The following is a 21865-nucleotide window of genomic DNA, read 5'->3' as shown; positions in this document are numbered from 1 at the left end:
GGCTAAGATTTCATCCCAGCCTCTTTTTAGAATTCACTTGTTATTCGAGCTCATATGATAGAGCAGATAAGAAGTATAAGGGGGCTGTTTCGGTGCGTAATATACGCGGACCAAGCGAGACAGTTGTCGCCCCTATCTCCAAGAGGGCTGTTGATTCATGACGATCAATACCACCTTCTGGCCCGAAAACAATGAGCAGATTTTGATAGTGCGCAATTTTTTTCACATGATCGACTAAACGTAATCTTTTTGTCAGCTTAGCGTCTTCTTCGTCAGCAATAAAAATGGCATCAAATTGACTGGCTGTTGCTAAAAGTTGCTTGAAATTTACAGATGCATGCACAGTCGGAATAATTGTGCGATGTGATTGTTCAGCTGCTTCTTTTGCAATCTTTTGCAATCTTTGTTGTTTTTTATCGCCTTTTTTGGCATCCCATTTGACGATGGAGCGCTGTGCTTCAAAAGGTAATAAAGCATACATACCAAGCTCTGTTGCTTTTTGAACGATAAGATCTAGCTTATCCCCTTTTGGTAATCCACAAGCGATTGTAACTTGTATTGGGAGTTCGGGTGATGGAATACTTGTCGTTGTCTTTTCAACGACAACATCATTGTCTGTGAAAGTTATAATTTTGTTCACTGTTGCGCTAGCATTGTGCACGATAATAATCTCATCGTTTTCGCGCATGCGCATCACTTTCATCATATGTTTGGCATCATCACCTGTAATCGTTGCTTGTCCATTTTCATAGCTGCCATCAAAAAAGTATCTTTGCATCGCCTTAGACCTCTTTTGTAGCTGGTTTACTTGAAACGATTGTTACCCAATCTTCCATCATCATTACTTCTTCGATTATGAAACCTGCTGCTTCAAGAGATGTTTTGACATCCTCTTTACGCGCTTCGATAATACCTGAAGTAATATAAATGCCGCCCGGTTTTACAATCGTAAATGCATCATCCGTAAATGTCATAATAATTTCAGCCAAAATATTTGCTACTACGACTTCTGCTGGTTCTTTTACAGTATCTAATAAATCGCCTTGAACAACGTCGATTTTAGTAGATACTTTATTGAGCTCGACATTTTCAATTGCTGAACGAACAGCAATTTCATCTAAATCGAGTGCATGTACATGCTTCGCACCGAGTAAAGCTGCACCGATTGCCAATACACCAGAACCAGTGCCGACATCAATGACATTTGTATCTTGCGTAACATGCTTCTCTAAGGCTTGGAGGCTCATGACAGTTGTAGGATGTGTTCCTGTACCAAAAGCCATACCAGGGTCTAATTCGATGATTAATTCATCGCTATCGACCGGTTGGTAGTTTTCCCAAGTTGGAACAATCGTAAAGCGATTAGATATTTTCACTGGGTGATAATACTTCTTCCAAGATGTTGACCAATCTTCTTCATCGATTTCACATGTTGATACTTTGTTGGCACCCAACTCAATATCAAATGTCGCCAAGTTGTTGATTGCAAGCTTGATATCTTCTACCGTTTCACCTAAGAAGCTATTAATCGGTAAATATGCTTTCACGATTACACCGTTTTCCGGGAAATCTACTGGATCTAAAGCATAAATTTCACCAAATTCTTGTTCTCTTGCTTTTACTAAATCGCTTGAATCCTCAATAACAACTCCACTAGCTCCTGCTTCATGCAGAATATTGGAAATTGCATCGACTGCTTCATTTGACGTATGAATCGAGAATTCCGACCATTTCACTTACAATCAACTCCAATTAATCTCTAAATTTTTTCTTAATTTTATCAAAAAGTGAACTGCTTTGTTCCTCTGGGATATCACCTGAAATATTGGCAAATTCACGTAGTAATTCTTTTTGTTTCTCAGTCATTTTCTTCGGAGTGACTACTTTCACGATAACATGTTGATCACCAACACCATATCCTTGAACGTTTTCAATTCCTTTTCCTTTTAGGCGGAAGCGTTCATTTGATTGCGTACCTGCTGGGATTTTCATTTTCACTTTGCCTTTAACTGTTGGGATTTCAATTTCATCACCAAGAGCAGCTTGAGCAAATGTTAAATTCAATTCATAGTAAATGTCATCGCCATCACGTTCAAATTTATCAGATGGTCTTACGCGGAAGACAATATATAGATCCCCTGTAGGTCCGCCATTAACCCCTGCTTCACCTTGACCACTTACACGCAGTTGTTGACCATCATCGATTCCTGCTGGAATCGATACTTTAATTTTTTTACGACGCTTAATTGTACCTTGACCATGGCATTTATTACATTTTTCTTCAATGATTGAACCTGTACCAGCACAAGTTTTACATGTACGGCGGTTGACCATTTGACCGAACGGTGTATTAACTGCTTCTTCAACAGAACCTGAACCATGACAAGTTGTACATGTTTTCTTAGAGGTCCCTGGTTTAGCACCTGAACCATGACAGTTATCACATGTTTCGTCTCGTGGGATTTCTACTTCTTTTTCAGCACCAAATACAGCTTCTTCAAAACTAATTGTCATACTATATTGTAGGTCATTCCCTTTTTGCGGTGCATTCGGATCACGACGACGACCGCCGCCGCCTCCACCGAAGAATGAGCTGAAGATGTCTTCAAAACCACCAAAGCCACCGCCTCCACCGCCACCGAAGCCTTGGTTTGGATCTTGATGTCCGTATTGATCATAACGTGCTTTTGCTTGAGGATCACTTAATACTTCATAAGCTTCAGCGATTTCTTTAAATTTTGCATCGGCATCCGCTTCTTTGTTAATGTCTGGATGATATGTTTTAGATAATTTTCTATAGGCTTTTTTAATTTCATCAGCTGTAGCAGATTTGCTTACACCTAATACTTCATAATAATCGCGTTTTTCCATTATTATCAACTCCGCTCTTTTCACATAAATAGTATTGTACCATGTAAATTCCGTTTATTAAAGATGCTTAACCATTGTGCTTTTGTTTTTTCAAAAAGAATAGCCAAAGCCCGAAAACGGTCTTTGGCTACCTTGAGTAAACGGACGTTTTATCAAGTAGAGAATAGTCTTAAAGACAAGCGTCTTGTTCATGACTGCACTCTGCTTATTTAATTGTCTGTTTAGAATTATTTTTTATCGTCATCTACTTCAGTAAAGTCAGCATCAACAACGCCATCATCTTTAGGTTGTTCGCCTGCTTCTCCACCTTGAGCTTCCTGCTGAGCCGCTGCCGCTTGTTCGTAAACTTTCATCACAAGTGGTTGAACGATTCCTTCAAGTTTTTCTTTAGCAGATTTGATGCCTTCTAACTCACCAGCTTCGATTGCAGCTTTCAATTCTTCTTTTGCATCTTCCACTGATTTTTTCTCATCTTCTGAAACTTGTTCACCAAGATCCGTGATTGTTTTATCTGTTTGGAATAATAATTGGTCTGCTTCGTTGCGTAACTCAGCTTCTTCTTTGCGTACTTTATCCGCTTCAGCATTTGCTTCTGCTTCTTGTACCATACGCTCAATGTCAGCTTCTGTTAAACCTGAATCAGATTTGATGACAATATTTTGTTCTTTTTGTGTTCCAAGGTCTTTCGCTTTAACTGTTACAATACCATTTTTATCGATATCAAATGTAACTTCGATTTGTGGTACACCACGTGGTGCTGTTGGAATATCAGTTAATTGGAAGCGACCTAATGTTTTATTATCAGCAGCCATTGGACGTTCACCTTGTAGTACATGAATATCTACAGCAGGTTGATTGTCAGCAGCTGTTGAGAATGTTTGAGATTTTGAAGTTGGAATCGTTGTATTGCGGTCGATTAGTTTAGTAAATACGCCGCCCATTGTTTCGATGCCCAATGATAATGGTGTTACGTCAAGTAATACGACGTCTTTCACATCACCTGTTAATACGCCACCTTGAACTGCAGCACCCATCGCTACTACTTCATCTGGGTTAACACCTTTATGTGGTTCTTTACCAGTTGTTTTTTGAACTGCTTCTTGTACCGCTGGGATACGAGTAGATCCACCAACTAGGATTACTTGATCAATATCAGAAGCTGAAAGACCAGCATCTTTAAGTGCTTGACGAGTAGGAATCATTGTACGTTCCACTAAATCAGCAGTAATTTCATTGAATTTAGCACGTGATAATGAAATTTCTAAGTGTAATGGACCCGCTTCACCAGCAGTGATGAATGGTAATGATATTTGAGTTGATGTTACGCCAGAAAGTTCTTTTTTAGCTTTTTCTGCAGCGTCTTTAAGACGTTGTAATGCCATTTTATCTTTAGATAAATCTACGCCGTTTTCTTTTTTGAATTCAGCAACTAAATAGTCGATAATTACTTGGTCAAAATCATCGCCGCCTAATTTGTTGTCACCAGCAGTTGCTAGTACTTCAAATACGCCGTCGCCTAATTCAAGGATTGATACATCAAAAGTACCGCCACCAAGGTCAAATACTAATACTTTTTGGTCGATATCCATTTTTTCTAAACCGTATGCAAGTGCTGCTGCTGTTGGTTCATTGATAATACGTTCTACTTCAAGACCAGCAATTTTACCAGCATCTTTAGTTGCTTGGCGTTGTGCATCGTTAAAGTATGCAGGAACTGTAATAACCGCTTTTGTTACTTTTTCACCAAGATAGTCTTCAGCGTATTCTTTTAAGTGAGTTAAAATCATTGCTGAAACTTCTTCAGGTGTATATTCTTTGTCTTCAACTTTAACTTTGTAATCCGTACCCATATGACGTTTTACTGACATGATTGTGTTTGGATTTGTAATAGATTGACGTTTTGCAACCTCACCTACTTGGCGTTCACCATTTTTGAATGCTACTACTGAAGGTGTTGTACGTGCGCCTTCTTTGTTAGCGATAACGATTGGTTCGCCACCTTCTAATACTGATACACATGAGTTTGTTGTACCTAAGTCAATACCGATAATTTTGCTCATAACAAATTCCTCCTAAAATTATATAAACACATTTTGTGTTTAAAGCGTTTTTTTATTTACTTTTTATTCTATTCGTTAACTTTTACCATTGAAGCACGTAATACGCGATCTTTCAACTTATAACCACGTTGTAGTTCTTCTAAGATGATGCCCGCTTCTTTCGAATCGTCTTTTTCTTGGAAGACAGCTTGATGGAAGTTCGGATCGAATGGAGCATCAACTGACTCGATAACTTCAAGGCCTTCTTTTTTAGCCGCTTCAATTAAAGAGCGGTGGACCATTTCAATGCCTTTTTTGATAGATTCACCATCTTCAGTAGTCGCTTCTACTTGCAATGCGCGTTCGATGTTATCGATTACTGGTAGTAAATCCGTCAACAAGCTTTGAGAACGGTACTTAGAAGCTGCTTCTCTTTCAACTTGAGTGCGGCGTCTCAAATTATCAAAATCCGCTCTCAGTCGAAGATAGCGCTCTTCTTCTTCTTTTAATTTTTGTTCTAAAACTTCCACTTCAGTAAGTTCCACTGCCTCTTCTTCAACAGGCGTTTCTTCGACTACCTCTGCTTCTACTGCTTCTACTGCTTCTACTTGTTCTTCTTGAACTTCTTCATTTACTTGTTGTTGTTTTTTTTCTTCTTGTGACACGGTATATCCTCCTTTAAACTTACTACTGTTTTTCTCTACGTAAGAGCTTCGACAAATCATCGCTCACATAGTCTAATAACGTAATAACTCTTTGGTAATCCATTCGTTTCGGACCGATGATGGCAATGGAGCCAACATGATCATCATGCGTTGTGTAAGATGCGGTAATAATACTACAATCTTCCACTGCTAGATTATTATTTTCGGAACCAATACGAATTTGGATACCCGGAGTATCACGATGTAATAATGATTGGACTTGGCTTGTCGTCTCCATCATTTCCATGAGCATTCGAATTTTGTCGAAGTCATGAAACTCTGGCTGGTTTAACATATTCGTCTTACCACCATAATAAACCTTACCTTCTCCTCGATGATTTATTTCATCAAAAATTGATTGAAGTAGGCCATTGTATGAGCCGACATTTTGTTGGATTATACGTGCCGTTTCACGTTCCAAGTAGAGAGGGAGTTGGACGAGCGGTATACCAACGAGACGTTCGTTTAAAATATTAACTATTTTTTCGAGGTCTGCTGGATTAAGCTCATCTGTTAATTCGAATACCCTATTTTCCACATGTCCGTTATCCGTGACAATAATTGCCACTGCACTTGTTGCATTTAATGGTACGATTGAAAATCGTTTCACCTTATGCAACTGAACATCCGGCCCTAAAATGATTGACGTGTATGTCGTCAAGTCAGATAGGACATTCGCCGATTTACGGATGACTTGCTCTGTTTCGACAACTCGGTCCGTAAAAGCCGAGCGTATCGTTTTAATCTCTTGATTCGTAATTACTTGAGGTTTTAGTAAATGATCGACGTAAAATCTATAGCCCTTTTCTGAAGGAACTCGACCTGACGAAGTATGCGTCTTCTCTAAATAACCTAAATCCTCTAAGTCCGCCATCTCATTTCTAATTGTTGCAGGACTAAATGTAACGCCCTCTTTCTTTGAAATTTGACGTGAACCAACAGGTTGGCCAGAAGAAATAAAATCATCAACGATTACTTTCAAAACTTGCAACTGCCGATTTGTAAGAATGATCATCACCTCTTTTTTAGCACTCACTACTATCGAGTGCTAACACTATAATTAATTTATCAAAAGACCTTTTTTATGTCAATGAAAAAGTGTTAATCTAGCAAAAATTCTTGAAAAACTTCATTACCAACGAATCTACCGTTTTTCGACAGCTTTAATTGGTCATTTTCTTCTACTAACAAACCATCTTGTACTAGTTTGATAATTTTATCGCCAAAGACCGCTTCTACTGGTTTACCGAACTTGTTACTAAAATGCGTTTTATTAATGCCCGCTGATTTACGTAAGCCTAAAAATAGTTCTTCTTCCACCTGCGCTTTCCAATCGACTTGCGTACGATTTAAAATCGGTAGTTCTCCTTGATCGATCGCTTCCATATATTTTTTCAAAGGACCATGGTTAGAATAGCGTACCCCATCTAGATAACCGCTCGCGCCTGCTCCAAAACCTGCGTATTCTTCATTATCCCAGTAAATAAGGTTGTGAAGCGACTCGTGGCCTGCTTTACCAAAATTACTAATTTCATATTGTTCTAGGCCGCTTTTTTCCATTGTATCCATTAAATAGTTGTACATATCCGCTTCATTATCTTCACCTGGTAATGGCAATTTACCTTTATTCATTAAATTATAAAAAATCGTTTTAGGTTCCACGATGAGTGAATAAGCCGAAAAGTGCGGCAGTTGTAATTCCAACGCCATTTTCAATGTATGCTGCCATTGCTCCATTGTTTGCCCTGGAAGACCGTACATTAAATCAATACTAATATTCGTAAAGCCTTCCTCTTTTGCTGCTTGTATCGTCTTATAAACATGGTCATTGTCATGCGTACGCCCGAGTTTACGTAAAAGCTCCTGATCGAAAGATTGTACACCGATACTCAAACGATTGACGCCGTGTCGATGTAACACTTTTATTTTTTCGCGCGTTAATTCATCTGGGTTTGCTTCAGAAGAAAACTCCTTAACAGCATCCATTGGGATTGCTTCCTTCACAAGTATTAACAATCGTTCCAATTGTTCTGGTGATAGTGCAGTCGGTGTCCCACCACCAAAAAAGATGGTTTCTATTCGTTCAAAGGCCTGCGGATTTTTCGCTACCGTCATTTTCATTTCTTTCCCTAGACATTCTATATATTCATCCACTGGTTGATTTTTAAAAAATACCTTATTAAAATCACAGTAATTGCAAATTTGATGACAGAATGGAATGTGTATATAAACACCTTTAGCCATTTAAATCTCCTGCTTTCTATCCATATAAAAATTCGATAGTCTTAGTTTAACAGATTTCATATGAAAAGCCCCTTCTCAATAATCAATTATTCTGCGATGACTATGATTTTTAACATCTATTTAAAATGAAGTTTAAACTGCTTTAACATAGGGATCATATATCGTCGAAGTAAACTCTTCTTGTATTTCATTTAGTTCGGACAGTCTACTCTTCATATGAGACACATTCGCTTCAAAAGAAGTTAAACGTTTCTCCAATCGAGCCATCAATACATCCAATTGATCTTCATGCGTTTTCATTGTAAACCACCTCATCTTTGATAACGTTAACACTGTATTAATAGTAACAACTAATTTTAACAGATTACTATGTAAGTGTATACTATTTTTCGATTATTTTCGACATAAATCAACAAAATACCGCTATTCCGTTTTACGAAATGTCGAATAATCCCTTTTAAAACAGACTATGGTTTTTCCACAAGGACTATTGACTGTAAAATCACTTCATTCCTACTTAGATTATAATACCCATTGTATTAATTTGTAAACAGTTCTTTTGAATAGCCAATATTTACAAATAGCTACAACTCTACTAGCCATAAGCGTTTAGCGAAAAAAATCTATTTATTTAAAAAATAAAATCTCTCATAATCTTTTTTTATTATCTCATGTAATTATGCCGTGTAATACTTCATTTATATTACAAAACCATTTCAATAAATTCAGTATTCTTTTATTTTTTTCGATAAGGATTAATTATTTTCGTATTATAAACAAAAGCAGTCATAGTTTATCGATAATCAGATAATAAGCTATGACTGCTTTATATTATTCTTTCGATTTCTTCACTAAAAAGTTTTCTAAATCAACATAATCTTTTAATGAAAAGAATTTATATATTCGTTCTTCTTTCGGAGGCGTATCACCGACATGCTTTACTTTCGAAAAATTAGCTGTTGATGCCATGACAACTTTCAAGTCATCTTCTGCATCTTTATTTTCGAATTTCTCAACCATTTCATTAAAAACGGTATTTCGTTTTTCTTCTTTTTGAAAATTAAATTCTTGTAATGAATCTTCTTTTCCTACGATTGATAATTCAATAACATTATATTTCACATAATTACCTCCCTTTCCCTTTATTACATAACCTATTTATTGTTTCCTTAAACTACTAGCTAGATTTTGACATGAAGCCATTTGAGAAACGCCCGTATGCAATACGCATTCTATAGTTCATAAAGTTATGCATACAAAAAGCACCTATCTAAAACAGATAGGTGCAAAAATTACTTTTAAGGATTATTTTTTAGGTGTGTCATCATCCATTTTCAATACAGCCATAAATGCCTCTTGAGGTACTTCCACTGACCCTACTTGCTTCATACGTTTTTTACCTTCTTTTTGTTTATCAAGAAGTTTACGTTTACGCGAGATATCCCCGCCGTAACATTTGGCAAGTACGTTTTTACGAATCGCTTTAATTGTAGAACGAGCCACAATTTTTTGGCCGACAGCCGCTTGAATTGGCACTTCGAATTGCTGACGAGGAATTAATTCCTTCAGTTTTTCTACAATAATTTTACCACGATCATAGGCGAAGTCTTTATGCACGATGAAACTTAACGCATCAACTTGCTCAGCATTTAGTAAAATATCCATCTTCACAAGAGATGATGTTTTATAGCCTATTAGTTCATAATCAAACGACGCATATCCTTTTGTACTTGATTTCAACGCATCGAAGAAATCATAAACAATTTCAGATAGTGGCATATCGTATAAAATATTTACGCGTGTCGTATCAATATAGTCCATTGTTAAGAAGTTACCACGCTTACGTTGGCAAAGCTCCATTACTGTACCAACATAATCATTTGGTACCATAATACTTGCTTTAACATATGGTTCTTCGATTGATTCAATTTTTTGCGGGTTTGGCATTTCAGATGGGTTAGCAACTGTTACTTCAGAACCATCCGTTAATTGTACATTATAAATTACTGAAGGTGCTGTTGTTATTAAATCTATTTTAAACTCGCGCTCGATACGTTCTTGAATAATCTCCATATGAAGAAGACCTAAGAATCCACAACGATATCCAAAGCCTAATGCTTGAGAAGTTTCTGGTTCGTATTGAAGCGATGAGTCATTTAGCTCTAATTTTTCTAGCGCTTCACGTAAATCGACATAGCGTGCAGTATCTATTGGATAAAGACCACAGTATACCATTGGATTCAATTTACGGTAACCAGCTAATGGTTCTTGAGCAGGGTTCACTGCTGAAGTGACTGTATCACCAACACGTGTATCGCCGACCGTTTTAATGGAGGCTGTTAAATAGCCTACATCGCCGACCGTTAAAATTTCTTGTTTTTTCATTACTGGTGTATGAACACCTACTTCGAGTACTTCGAATTCAGCACCAGTTGCCATCATTTTAATTTTATCACCTGGTTTAACAGTACCTTGAGCGATACGAATTGAAATGATTACACCACGATATGAATCATATACCGAATCAAAAATTAGTGCTTGAAGAGGGGCATCAATGTCGCCGGTTGGTGCTGGTACCTTCTCTACAATTTGCTCTAAAATTTCTTCGATTCCTATACCTGCTTTAGCCGATGCTAATACCGCTTCTGAAGCGTCAAGACCAATTACATCTTCTACTTCTTGGCGCACGCGCTCAGGGTCAGCAGATGGTAAATCAATCTTATTAATAACCGGTAGAATTTCTAAGTCATTATCTAGCGCTAAATAGACATTCGCTAAAGTCTGAGCTTCAATTCCTTGTGCAGCATCTACAACTAAAATAGCACCTTCACATGCAGCTAAACTACGAGAAACCTCATAAGTAAAATCGACATGTCCTGGCGTGTCAATTAAATGAAAAGTATATTCTTCGCCATCTAACGCATTGTATTTCAACTGTACTGCATTTAATTTAATTGTAATTCCGCGCTCACGTTCTAAATCCATTGAGTCTAAGAGTTGGTGCTTCATTTCACGTGCACTAAGTGCATTCGTTTTCTCTAAGATACGATCCGCCAATGTTGATTTACCGTGGTCAATATGCGCAATGATGGAGAAATTTCTAATATTCTTCTGTCTTTTTAATAATTCTTCTCTATTCATGCATCCCACTCCTAATTAAGCTATTATGAATTATATCAGTCCAATACCTATATTGGCAATGAAAGATGGTAAGTTCTATGGATATTTGAAGATGAAATGGTATGTTATAGTAAAATACTATATATTTATAGTTAGAAAATGGTTGTTTTTGAAAAAAAGTTCTTCATTAGAAATATTCTTTAGCTTTGACCCTTGATTTTATAAAGGTTTCTTTGATATAATGATGCTTGTTGTATTATATACAGACACAGTTGAGAATTTACTCATCTCGATCCTTATTAGGAGGTGAATTTCATGCCAAACATCAAATCTGCTATCAAACGTGTAAAAACTGCTGAGAAAGCTAAAGTGGCTAACGTACAAGTAAAATCTGCTATGCGTTCTGCTATCAAAAAAGCAGAGGTTGCTATGACTGCTAAAGACGAAAAAGCTCCTGAATTATTATCAGCTGCTATCAAATCTTTAGATAAAGCTGCTTCTAAAGGCTTAATCCACAAAAACGCTGCTGCTCGTACTAAAGCTCGTTTAATGAAAAAAGCTTAATTCTACTCGGTAGAATTCAAAAGGACTGATGCATTTTGCATCAGTCCTTTTTTATATTGATTGTATTCTCTACGATTGAATAATCGTCACCATTTTCAATTTTAAATTTATACGATTGCGCTGCATCATTTTTATTTGTTACAGTAAATTGATACAATTTTTGCTGTCGATTAAAATGACCATCAGCTACGTCAAAAGAATATTTCTTATAATTTTCATTTAAAAATGTTTTTACTTTTAATGCAGCTCGATGTTTTGCATATGGATTACTCGTAAAATTATTCGTAATGAGTAAACAAATCACGACTATACCAATAATCATCCAAACTCTTCTTGTTGTTTTTGTCATACCACTACCTCCTCCACTTCATCCTCCTTTATATATACCCAAATAAAACCTAATTAGTATTCTTTTTTCAATTAATTTAGTATTTTTTTATTTAAACCTACTATCTTCTAACTTTTTTACCTTTTTAAAGTGATACTAATTCATAACTTGAACGTTGGTTAGTCGATTAATTTGGACAAGCGCTTCAATAAATCACTGCTGTACATCATTGGAAGGCATTTGAGTTACAGAGAGTTACACTATTCGTAATTGCATGATAGAAAAATGATCTCATTATTTTTCCGAGCTACTTTAACTCATTTGTTTAGGTAGGTAATTGATAATTTAACGAAATTGAAAAAGATGAGCTAGGGCAAACGTATTTTCAACAGAGAAAATCCCGTATGCTTTTTCAAAAGCATACGGGATTATTCATATGGGAGACATACTATTTTTGTTCTGTCTCAGGCTCATCTTTTTTATTACTGGGTGACAAGCGGCCGTAAGAGGAATAGTTCCAAATAACGTTCACGCCTTCCAGTCATTGTTTTGAGCTGTAAATCAACTTCGCTTAAACCATATAACGCTTTCAATAAATAGTGATCAGCAATACCATTACGGTCTTCAATGATGCGCTTTACACGATAAGGATTGACACGCAATGTTTTCGCGATTTGCTGTGCATGATACCCTTTTGACAACAAATAATACACATTCGACATTAAACGTACTTGAGATGCAAGTAGTGCCACAAGAGCGATTGGTTCTTGCTTTTGTCGAATTAAATCATGGTAAATCGAAATAGAGACAGATGTATTCCCCGCAATATAGGCGTTCAGTAGTTTAAATGCATCCTGTTCCAATGTTTTTGCTACGAGATCTTCTACTAATTGTAAGGTAATCATCTGTTCTTCACCTAGGTAACGACAAAGTTTATCCACTTCTGTTTGAAGATGAAGCATGTCCATCCCTACTAATTCTATTAACTTACCAATTGCTTCATCATCAATTTGTTTTTGCTGTGATGATACTTCATTATGAACCCATACTGCTAAATCACGTTCTTTTGGTGCTTCAGCATATAAATACAGAGCGAACTCTTTCATTTGTTTTGTTATTTTTTTACGTTCATCCAGTTTTTCATAAGGTGCAACAAAAATAGTAATGGAAAAATCTGAAGGGAATTGTAGCCAATTTTCTAAACGTTTAAGATCATGATTAATTTTTTCCTTTGTTTTATCAGTCGCTTTTAAAAATGACGCATTTTTAGCGATCACTAATTTTTTAGTGGAGAAAAAAGGGATTGTATCGGCTTCATCTAATACAGCATCAACAGGGACTTCATCTAAATCAAAAGTAGTCGTTTCGATTTCTTCCTGTTCTTCAAGCGCCGTTTTAATACGTCGAATCGTATCATCGATAAAATAAGCTTCCTGTCCTGCAAGTAAATAGACAGGTGCAATATGGCCCTTTTTTATATCATTCCAAATCTTTTGAAACATGTACCCCGCCTACCTTTCATTACGTTCTAGTATACAGGATTGACGAAAATAGACAACTGTCTCTAACCATTCCAATACCATCCAAATTCTTAGGTGAATATAGCTTTTTTTCTATTTATGCTATATAATGGGAATGAATTAGGAGGGATAACTATGAATCCATTTGAAAAAGATGTTCAGTGCAAACGCAATGACGCGATTGATGCTGGCGTAGGGTTTGGCGTTTCGTTTTTATTCTTTGCAGCTATGTATGTTATCGCTGTCATCGTTGATTTCGTTGCTTCCTAAGTGCTAAAAGAGCCTTACCGTCGTATATTAATACAACGCGTAAAGGCTCTTTTTTATTCGGAACGACGCCATCTAACACCGTGGTCTATATCCAATATAATTGTGCCATCATCTGCAGTATTGAAAAAAGGAATCGATGCCTGAACGACACGTTCAACCACCTCTGTTGCAGGATGATTGTATCGATTGTTTAGACCCGTTGAAAAAATAAGGGTCTTTGGTGCAACTGCTCGTAGAAATTCTTCAGTCGTTGATGTTTTTGAACCATGATGACCCGCCTTTAAAACAGTGACTCCCTGTAAAACTTCGGGATTTTTCTGCAATAATTCTTGCTCCCCCTCCTTTTCTAAATCACCCGGTAACAGGATTTTTTCGTCTTTATACGTAATAACCGTCACTAAAGAACTGTTATTCCCATTATATTCCGTACTATATGGCATAATATATTGAAAGCCAACATGCCCTTCATACCAAATATCACCTGCGAGCTGTTCTTTCAGTGGAATTTGTTGTGCAGTTGCTTCAGCGATTACATCAGCCATAACCAATTCGTTGACCGCATTTGGTGGTAGATGTATTTCTTTTACCTTGATTGACTGTAAAACTTCCTCTGCCGCTTCTACATGATCGGCATCAGCGTGACTCAGAATGAGCTTGTCAATCTTCGTAATCCCTCGCCCCTTCAAATACGGAATAACAATTTGCCGTCCTACTTCAAAGGTTTTTGTCGAACGTTGCCAATCCTCTTCCTCAAAACGTAAAATCCCACCCGTATCAATCATATAAACAGCCGAACGATTAGGCATTTCAATAATCGTACAGTCGCCTTGACCAACACTTAAAAATGTAATCGTCAACTGGGTGTTCAATTTAGGGAGGTTATTTAATACTAATACAGGGAGCGTCAAACTAAATGCCATTACTAACGGATACTTCTTTTTTTCCCAAAAGTAAAAAAAGAAGTACAATAAACCAAATAATAGCAGGAGCAAAATGACTGTCGGCCTACCAGGCGTCCATACATGAATTGGGAATTGCTGCAAAAAGAACATGAATTGCCATAAAAGTCGACGCAACGGTTCATAAAAAAATAGGAGCCATGAGAAGAGTGGTTTCATGATGAAACAGCAGAGTAGTAATAGACCATTCATTGGGACGATGAAAAATGAGAAGAGAGGGACAAATAATAAATTCATAACAAAACTTGTTAGGCTGAGTTCGAAAAAATGATGGAGTAGCAATGGCCCTACAAGTAATTGGCATACTGTCGTAATAACAAATGCTTGCGCCAAAGATGAGGTTTGTCGCGTGATGATTTGACTGGATAAAATGATGGCAAGTGTCGCTAGATAAGATAATTGAAATCCTATTTGATATATACTATTTGGCGATACAAGCACAAAAATAATAAAGCTTATAGCAATTGCATTTTCTAAGGTCAATACATGCTCAAGTTTCTTAGCTAAAAGGATGAGGAGTACCATCATGACAGCTCTCCACACTGAAGGAGCACCGCCTACAAACAACGCATACAAGGGCAAACTACAAACTACAATACCCCTAGCATATTCAACCCGACAACGTAAGCGTAAAAGACCTTCGTATAGTAAAAAACTCATAATACCGACATGTAGTCCCGATATTGCAAAAAGATGTGAGATACCGAATTGTTGATATAGCTTTGTATGCTGAAGTTCTACTTCACTTTGATCTCCGATGAGTAATGCCTTTGCCTCTGCTCGTATTGACTCAGGAAAAAACTGCTCAATTTGCATACGAACACGCTGTCTTTGTTGCGCCATAAAAGTGAAGATATTATGGCTACTTGCAACAAATCTCATGCTTGTTATTTCGTAGATTCCTTGCGCATTATGCGCTTTAAAGTAGCTCGCCATTGAAAATGAAAAAACATGGTTAGCGAGAGGAGGCGTAACGAGTTCGCCTTGGACAATATAAAATTGCCCACCTAACACTTCCTTCTCAAAGCTGATTTTTTCTGCTTCATTCTGAAACTTATATGTACAGTATATTTTTTGTCCACTTGTTGTCTTCATAAATCCTCGTAGCATTTTGCCATTTACGATGTTTGTCATAGTCCATTGCATCGTCATCGTATTTTCCAATGGTGGACCTTCTTTAAGTTGCTCTGTCGTATACATATAAAAAAATAATCCAGCGACTAGTGACAGTCCCACTGTCCATATAGAGCTTTTTCGTAATAGTAACCATAGGAAGAAGGGACCGTATAAAAGTAAAAGCATTGCCGATTCATTCGCCGCTATAATAGCAAGAAGAACCGACAATGCACTATACATTATTTCAATTGTGAATACTCTAGTCCGAATAATGCTTCCACCCTTTGTTCAAATGGTGCCAATTCATCGGCTGTTGCCCCTCTTTCACGTAATTCATTGAGCATTTCAACATATAATGCCATTTTATCATCGCTTAAAAAATCTACTTTACGCGAATCGAATGGGATATGTTCAATATGTACATCGGCTTGCTTGAACAACTCGACTGCATATTCATTATTTTTATAATCTTTAGCATAGTAGAGATTTTTAATACCCGCTTGTATAATTGTTTTGGAACAAGGCAGACACGGGAAATGCGTCACATATAAATCTGCACCATTTGTTGGTGTACCGTATTTTGCGCATTGTAGCAATGCATTCGTTTCAGCATGGACCGTACGAACACAATGATTATCGACAACGTAACATCCTTTGTCAATACAATGATCATCCCCTGAAATCGAGCCGTTATAACCCCCTGCAATAATACGTTTATCGCGGACAATCGTTGCGCCAACCGACAGCCTCGTACATGTACTTCTCAATGCTAAAAGATGACTTTGTGCCATAAAAAATTGGTTCCAAGTTATTCGCTCCATTACAATGCCCCCGTTTTATTTTAGTACTACTAGTTTACGAATAAAGTATGTAGTTGGTCAATAGCTATTGTGTAGATATTACATCGCGTAATTTTTCAAATGTTTTTTCACCGATGCCAGAAACTTTCATAAGATCTTCGGTGACAGTATAGTGCCCGTTCGTTTCGCGATAATCGATAATCGCTTGCGCTTTTGCAGGACCGATACCATTTAATGTTTGTAGCGCTATATGATCAGCACTATTAATATTGACCGTCAATTTTTTTGCCTCGCCATCATTTGGCAAGCTCACGTTTTGCTGGCCTATAAAATCGGGCTGTTTCTCGCCTTTTCTCGGTACATAAATAATCATTTCATCACTTACTTTTTGAGCATGATTAATGTATTTTGATTGTGCATTTTTTTTGTAACCACCGGCAAGTTGAATGGCCTCAATAACGCGTCCATCTGCCTCTAGCTTGTAAACGCCTGGATACATTATAGCACCTTTGACATCTACTAAAATGACTGCTTCTTTGATGGCTGGAGGCGCTTTTTTATGATTTGTCTGATTGGCTGAAGTTAAGGGAAGTGAGTGATTTGAGGGGGATTTTTGGAGTTGTAAAGTAGCATCAACTCTCTTTGAATCAACCATATAGTAAAAAATAGCTAACGCTATAGCTAGGATCAGCGCAGCACCAATGGCCAGTTGTTTTTTATAAAGCAAAATAAAAGATGGCATAGCTCGCACAGCCTTTCGAAAAAGGACATCGCATGGAGCTACCACCATCTTATATTACTTTCCAATAAATTGGAATTATTTTGTTGCGTGGAAGAAAATACGCTGTGAAAATTCACTTGGCGCTTCATCGGTAAAATCAGCTGTAATTTGAATTTCTTCAAACCCTGCCGCCTTTACCATCTCTGTATAGTCTGCGATTGAAAAAGTACGCTGATAATGCTGTTCTTCGAATCGTTCGTATAAATCATCTTCAACATGGACAAAAAATGACATATCATGATGCACGGAATACGGTGCTTCCCCGTCTGCTGTTTGCCATAAGTAGGTAATGTCACCATCATCATATGTGAATGGGCCGTCCATAAATATAGTAGACATTTTATAAAGGGAATGAACGTCAAAGAATAATTGACCACCTGAAGCCAGCGCATCATAACATCCTTTTAACGTTTTTTCAACCTGCTGTCGTTCTGGAAGATAATTGATTGAATCAATTGGAATGGTAATAATGTCTAAATCCACAAAGCCTTCAAGTTCATCCATCGATTGACAAACAAGTAATACTTGTTGCCCCTGTGTATTTAAGCGTTCATTTGCCATCATTAACATCTCTTCAGATAAATCTAAGCCCGTGCCTATATAACCGTTTGCCATGAATTTTTCGAGCATTGTACCCGTACCACAACCGATGTCCAATAAATTGGTAGAATCAGCAGCAGGTGCATGTTTCATCACCCATTGTACATAGTCGTCATACGGAATATCTTGCATCAGTACATCATATACTTCAGCAAAGCGTCCGTAATTAGTCATCTAAATCATCATCATAGCCATCTACATAACCATCATAATCTGCTTCTGGTGCATCGCCCCAAAGACGTTCTAAGTTGTAGTAGCTGCGTTCTTCTTTGTGGAATACATGTGCGACAACATCGCCTAAATCAACAAGTACCCAACGTCCGCCGTCAAAACCTTCAACGCGTTTTAAATCAAATCCTTCTTTACCTGACTCATTCATCATTTCACGAGCGATTGCTTGTACTTGACGATCTGAGTTGGCATGACAAATAACGAAATAATCCGCTAAAAGTGAGATACCTTGCATGTCTAATACGACGATATCCTCTGCACGTTTGTCATCTGCTGCTTTAAATACGATATCTAATAATGTTTTGTTTTCCATTAAAAATTAGCCTCTTTTCTTTAACAATAAATCATTGTAGCAATTGAATGAATCTGGGAAAACAGGCTGATGCTTCGACATTAAAAAATGTATAGAATGTGTAATACATAAAATCATTAATGCCTGCAAGTCTAATTCAACTGCTGCTTTGCGAAGTTCTTCAACTCCCGGGTATTTACGATTGGGTTCAATAAGATCTGCGATATAAACAATACACTCTAAATCACTGGCATTTGCACGACCTGTCGTATGATAGGCAATGGCATTCAAAATATCATCATCCATTACGCCAAATTCGGTTTTTGCCACATATGCACCAACGGGGGCATGCCACAGTTCATGGTGATAGTCGAGTAAAGTAGGGTCCATTTTTTGTTCTATAATGATCTGTTGCATCCATTGACGATCTGCAAATTTACATGAATCATGCAAAATACCGGCTATTTCTGCCTTTTTAGTGTCATTACCGAATCGTTCGGCAAGTGCAATCGCAGTGTCTGCAACACCAATTGTATGAATATAACGTTTTTCAGGCATACGGTCTTTGATTTTAGCTAAAAGCTCATTTCGCTCCATATAACCCTTCCTCTCGAATAAATTGCTCTACCTTTTGAGGTATTAAATACGTCACATCGCGATTATCCGCAAATCTTTGACGCAATTCGGTTGAGGAAAGATCAATCACTGGCGCGGGGACAAGCTCTATTGGAAGTCTTGTCTCTCCGTTTGAACCAGGTCGAAACACGCCTACGAAATGGACAAGCTGCAATAGTTCGTCAATTCGATGCCATGTATGCAAAGTATCGATCATATCCCCACCGATAATAAAATAGAAATCACTATCCGGCTCGACAGCTGTCAAAGCCTTCAATGTATCATAACTGTAAGAAATGCCCCCTTGCTGTATTTCATAGGGCTCCATTTTGAAGCGTCTATTACTAGCAATAGCAAGCTCGGTCATCGCAAAACGTTGCTGTGCAGTGGCATCATTACTTTTATGCTTATGAGGAGGAATCGCATTTGGCATAAACCGTACCTCATCTAATTTCAGTACATGTAACACCTCATTGGCCATAATTAAATGACCAATATGCGGCGGATTAAATGTACCTCCCATGATTCCAATTTTTTTCATCTAGTCACCCCTATTTTGCTTTAGGAAGTTCGATGCGGCGGTGTTCTCTTTTCGTTGCTTGTTTGTAAAGAACCACTGTTAAGCCAATTAATTGTACAAGTTCTGTATCTGTACCTTCAGCTAAATCTGCTGCAACTTCATGCTTGTCGAATTCACAGTTATCTAAAATACGCACTTTAATAAGTTCGCGTACATTAATTGCTTGTTTGATTTGAACGAGCATTGCTTCGCTAATTCCACCTTTACCTACTTGGAAAATAGGGTCTAGATGATGCGCTTCTGCACGTAAAAAACGTTTTTGTTTACTTGTTAACATAAAATTAATTTCCTCCTAAATTTGCAAGTAGCTTGTCTTTAACAGCTACTATATCGGGGTAATTACCTGTCCAATAGCTATAGGCAAGTGCACCCTGATGGATGAACATTCCTATTCCAGTGACGACGGTCGCCCCTTTTTTTGATGCTTCCTTTAATAAAGCGGTCATTAAAGGATTATACACAATATCCGCAACAATTGCTGTTGATTTTAATTTTTCGCAATTGAATGGCAATTCAAAACTACCATTTTTCAAGCCAGCTGGTGTCGTTTGAACGATAATATCATAGTCGTCTAGCTCCTGACTCGCCTGATCTAACGACAATGCTTGTGCATTTTGTGACAGCTCGCAACAAATTGTTTCCGCCTTCGAAACAGTACGATTACAAATTGAAATAGCAGAATAACCCGTGGACTCTAGCGCAAAGGCAATACCACGAGCTGCTCCACCAGCGCCAATAATTAAGACGCGTAATTGACGTTTTTCTGAACCGATTTGCTCCTCTAAAGAACGAACGAAACCTAGACCATCCGTATTATACCCTTTTAAGCGCCCATCTGCCATACGTACGACTGTATTAACAGCGCCCATACGACGTGCTGAATCATCTAGTACATCTAATAGCGGAATAATTTTTTCTTTATGAGGAATCGTTACATTCCAGCCTCCAGCATCTAGGAGCTTCAAAGAGGCAACTGCCTGTTCGAGCTCTTGTGGTTTCACATGAATCGGCAAATAACTCGCATCTATTTTCTGCGTTTCAAACCATGTATTATGCATGAGAGGTGATAGTGAATGTTCGATTGGATCTCCTATAACGGCATACCATTTTTTCAACGTAATTTCCCCCTAGATTAATGAAGGACGAACTTGCACTTCTACACCTTCAGGAGCATAAGCTGCAATGACGCAGTTTGTATCTTGAATTGTAATCCAACCTAAACCAGAAAAAACAATATCTGTTTTAGCTTCCTTGATTGAAAATTCATGACGCACCAATCTTGGTAATTGATCGATGTATTTTTCAGAAGGCGGTGCTAATAATTCGCCGCGATGATTGGCATAAAGCTCATCAGCTTTTTCTAATTTTGTACGATGAATATCTAAATCATTGGCAATATGCACCGTGAATGCTGCACGTTGACCTTGAATGAAATCAAAGCGAGCTAAGGCTCCTACAAACAATGTTTGCCCCGCATTCAATTGGAATGTTTTCGGTTTGATTTCTTTTTTAGGCATAATAAATTTCAGCTCAGACGGATCAAGATAATGAGCCATTTGGTGATGATTAATAATTCCCGGAGTATCAAAAATTGCTTTTTTATCATCCAACGGGATTTCGATCATATCTAAAGTCGTACCTGGGAAATGAGACGTTGTAATAATATCACCAGTACCCGTAGCAGTTTTAATAATGCGGTTAATAAACGTTGATTTACCGACATTCGTACAGCCCACAACATAGACGTCTTCACCGCGACGATAATGTTCAATCGCTTCCATTGCTTCCGTCATGCCAGAACCTTTATGAGCACTTACTAATAAAACGTCAATTGGTTTAAGACCAAGGTTTTTCGCCTCTTGTTTAATCCAATTGATTACTTTGTTTTTATTGACTGACTTTGGTAATAGATCTACTTTATTAGCGATTAATAGTACAGGGTTCGAACCGACAAAGCGGTGTAAACCTGGTAACCAACTACCATTAAAATCAAAAATATCAACAATTTTAACAATTAAACCTTTTTGAGTTCCTAGACCGTTTAAGATGCGTAAGAAATCATCATCTGTAAGAGATACCGGTTGTAATTCGTTATAATTTTTCAAACGAAAACAACGTTTGCAAATAATATCCTCTTTTTCTAAAGATGATACTGGTGCATAGCCTGGTTCCTGTGGGTTTTCTGTTTGGATCTCCGTACCACAGCCGATGCAGTGTAACTTTTCATTCAT

At 37.5% G+C, this 21865-nt stretch carries 24 protein-coding genes; 2 read left to right on the top strand and 22 right to left on the bottom strand.

Annotated features, from left to right (window positions below; genetic code table 11):
* Positions 1-40 precede the first annotated feature (40 nt).
* The 10 genes from DEX24_RS11365 to lepA all read right to left on the bottom strand — a co-directional run bounded on the left by DEX24_RS11365 (position 41) and on the right by lepA (position 10999).
* On the bottom strand, positions 41-778 hold the full coding sequence (locus DEX24_RS11365) for a 16S rRNA (uracil(1498)-N(3))-methyltransferase (protein WP_109306550.1): 738 nt from the start codon (positions 776-778) through the stop codon (positions 41-43).
* 4 nt (positions 779-782) lie between these two features.
* Positions 783-1736: a 50S ribosomal protein L11 methyltransferase gene (gene prmA, locus DEX24_RS11360; protein ID WP_109306549.1), complete on the bottom strand. Its 954-nt coding sequence runs from the start codon at positions 1734-1736 to the stop codon at positions 783-785.
* Positions 1737-1752: 16 nt separating this feature from the next.
* Positions 1753-2871, bottom strand: a complete 1119-nt coding sequence (gene dnaJ, locus DEX24_RS11355; RefSeq protein ID WP_109306548.1) for a molecular chaperone DnaJ — start codon at positions 2869-2871, stop codon at positions 1753-1755.
* 227 nt (positions 2872-3098) lie between these two features.
* On the bottom strand, positions 3099-4931 hold the full coding sequence (gene dnaK, locus DEX24_RS11350; RefSeq protein WP_109306547.1) for a molecular chaperone DnaK: 1833 nt from the start codon (positions 4929-4931) through the stop codon (positions 3099-3101).
* Between the two features lie 68 nt (positions 4932-4999).
* The gene (gene grpE / locus DEX24_RS11345; protein ID WP_246131366.1) at positions 5000-5575 is read right to left on the bottom strand and encodes a nucleotide exchange factor GrpE; all 576 of its coding nucleotides are present in this window, start codon (positions 5573-5575) and stop codon (positions 5000-5002) included.
* Between the two features lie 22 nt (positions 5576-5597).
* Complete coding sequence (hrcA, locus tag DEX24_RS11340; RefSeq protein ID WP_109306577.1) at positions 5598-6623, bottom strand: heat-inducible transcriptional repressor HrcA; 1026 nt, start codon at positions 6621-6623, stop codon at positions 5598-5600.
* A gap of 92 nt (positions 6624-6715) precedes the next feature.
* Positions 6716-7858, bottom strand: coding sequence for a radical SAM family heme chaperone HemW (gene hemW / locus DEX24_RS11335; RefSeq protein ID WP_109306545.1), 1143 nt, complete (start codon positions 7856-7858; stop codon positions 6716-6718).
* 132 nt (positions 7859-7990) lie between these two features.
* The gene (locus tag DEX24_RS17220) at positions 7991-8158 is read right to left on the bottom strand and encodes a hypothetical protein (RefSeq protein WP_170112920.1); all 168 of its coding nucleotides are present in this window, start codon (positions 8156-8158) and stop codon (positions 7991-7993) included.
* 531 nt (positions 8159-8689) lie between these two features.
* On the bottom strand, positions 8690-8980 hold the full coding sequence (locus tag DEX24_RS11330) for a hypothetical protein (RefSeq protein WP_109306544.1): 291 nt from the start codon (positions 8978-8980) through the stop codon (positions 8690-8692).
* A 183-nt stretch (positions 8981-9163) separates the two neighbouring features.
* A complete protein-coding gene (gene lepA / locus DEX24_RS11325) occupies positions 9164-10999 on the bottom strand; it encodes a translation elongation factor 4 (protein WP_109306543.1) in 1836 nt (611 codons plus the stop codon).
* 294 nt (positions 11000-11293) lie between these two features.
* On the opposite strand from lepA, the gene rpsT reads away from it, so the two are divergent.
* Positions 11294-11542, top strand: coding sequence for a 30S ribosomal protein S20 (rpsT, locus tag DEX24_RS11320; RefSeq protein ID WP_109306542.1), 249 nt, complete (start codon positions 11294-11296; stop codon positions 11540-11542).
* A 40-nt stretch (positions 11543-11582) separates the two neighbouring features.
* Here rpsT and DEX24_RS11315 read toward each other — a convergent pair whose 3' ends face one another.
* The gene (locus DEX24_RS11315) at positions 11583-11891 is read right to left on the bottom strand and encodes a YfjL-like protein (RefSeq protein WP_109306541.1); all 309 of its coding nucleotides are present in this window, start codon (positions 11889-11891) and stop codon (positions 11583-11585) included.
* A gap of 461 nt (positions 11892-12352) precedes the next feature.
* Entirely contained in the window at positions 12353-13372 is a 1020-nt protein-coding gene (gene holA, locus DEX24_RS11310; protein ID WP_109306540.1) for a DNA polymerase III subunit delta, read from the bottom strand.
* 153 nt (positions 13373-13525) lie between these two features.
* Here holA and DEX24_RS11305 point away from each other — a divergent pair, with 153 nt between their 5' ends.
* Positions 13526-13660, top strand: coding sequence for a YqzM family protein (locus tag DEX24_RS11305; protein ID WP_109306539.1), 135 nt, complete (start codon positions 13526-13528; stop codon positions 13658-13660).
* A gap of 53 nt (positions 13661-13713) precedes the next feature.
* Here DEX24_RS11305 and DEX24_RS11300 read toward each other — a convergent pair whose 3' ends face one another.
* The 10 genes from DEX24_RS11300 to yqeH form a co-directional block, all read right to left on the bottom strand.
* Positions 13714-15921, bottom strand: coding sequence for a DNA internalization-related competence protein ComEC/Rec2 (locus DEX24_RS11300; protein WP_170112919.1), 2208 nt, complete (start codon positions 15919-15921; stop codon positions 13714-13716).
* A gap of 53 nt (positions 15922-15974) precedes the next feature.
* Positions 15975-16556, bottom strand: coding sequence for a ComE operon protein 2 (locus tag DEX24_RS11295; RefSeq protein ID WP_109306537.1), 582 nt, complete (start codon positions 16554-16556; stop codon positions 15975-15977).
* Positions 16557-16620: 64 nt separating this feature from the next.
* On the bottom strand, positions 16621-17277 hold the full coding sequence (locus DEX24_RS11290) for a helix-hairpin-helix domain-containing protein (protein ID WP_170112918.1): 657 nt from the start codon (positions 17275-17277) through the stop codon (positions 16621-16623).
* Positions 17278-17352: 75 nt separating this feature from the next.
* Positions 17353-18090, bottom strand: coding sequence for a class I SAM-dependent DNA methyltransferase (locus DEX24_RS11285; protein ID WP_109306535.1), 738 nt, complete (start codon positions 18088-18090; stop codon positions 17353-17355).
* Positions 18083-18460, bottom strand: a complete 378-nt coding sequence (gene rsfS / locus DEX24_RS11280) for a ribosome silencing factor (RefSeq protein ID WP_109306534.1) — start codon at positions 18458-18460, stop codon at positions 18083-18085. The genes DEX24_RS11285 and rsfS overlap by 8 nt, the downstream gene beginning before the upstream one ends.
* A gap of 6 nt (positions 18461-18466) precedes the next feature.
* A complete protein-coding gene (yqeK, locus tag DEX24_RS11275; RefSeq protein WP_109306533.1) occupies positions 18467-19036 on the bottom strand; it encodes a bis(5'-nucleosyl)-tetraphosphatase (symmetrical) YqeK in 570 nt (189 codons plus the stop codon).
* The gene (locus tag DEX24_RS11270; protein WP_109306532.1) at positions 19023-19595 is read right to left on the bottom strand and encodes a nicotinate-nucleotide adenylyltransferase; all 573 of its coding nucleotides are present in this window, start codon (positions 19593-19595) and stop codon (positions 19023-19025) included. The genes yqeK and DEX24_RS11270 overlap by 14 nt, the downstream gene beginning before the upstream one ends.
* A gap of 10 nt (positions 19596-19605) precedes the next feature.
* Positions 19606-19911 (bottom strand): ribosome assembly RNA-binding protein YhbY, encoded by a 306-nt coding sequence (gene yhbY, locus DEX24_RS11265; RefSeq protein ID WP_109306531.1) that lies wholly within the window; start codon positions 19909-19911, stop codon positions 19606-19608.
* A gap of 4 nt (positions 19912-19915) precedes the next feature.
* Positions 19916-20749, bottom strand: coding sequence for a shikimate dehydrogenase (gene aroE / locus DEX24_RS11260; RefSeq protein ID WP_109306530.1), 834 nt, complete (start codon positions 20747-20749; stop codon positions 19916-19918).
* A gap of 12 nt (positions 20750-20761) precedes the next feature.
* Positions 20762-21865, bottom strand: a complete 1104-nt coding sequence (gene yqeH, locus DEX24_RS11255) for a ribosome biogenesis GTPase YqeH (RefSeq protein ID WP_109306529.1) — start codon at positions 21863-21865, stop codon at positions 20762-20764.

This window comes from Kurthia sibirica, from assembly GCF_003143975.1.
Lineage (GTDB): Bacteria > Bacillota > Bacilli > Bacillales_A > Planococcaceae > Kurthia > Kurthia sibirica.
The sequence above is the reverse complement of the archived record's forward strand: the minus strand, read 5'-3'. Positions and strand labels throughout refer to the sequence as shown.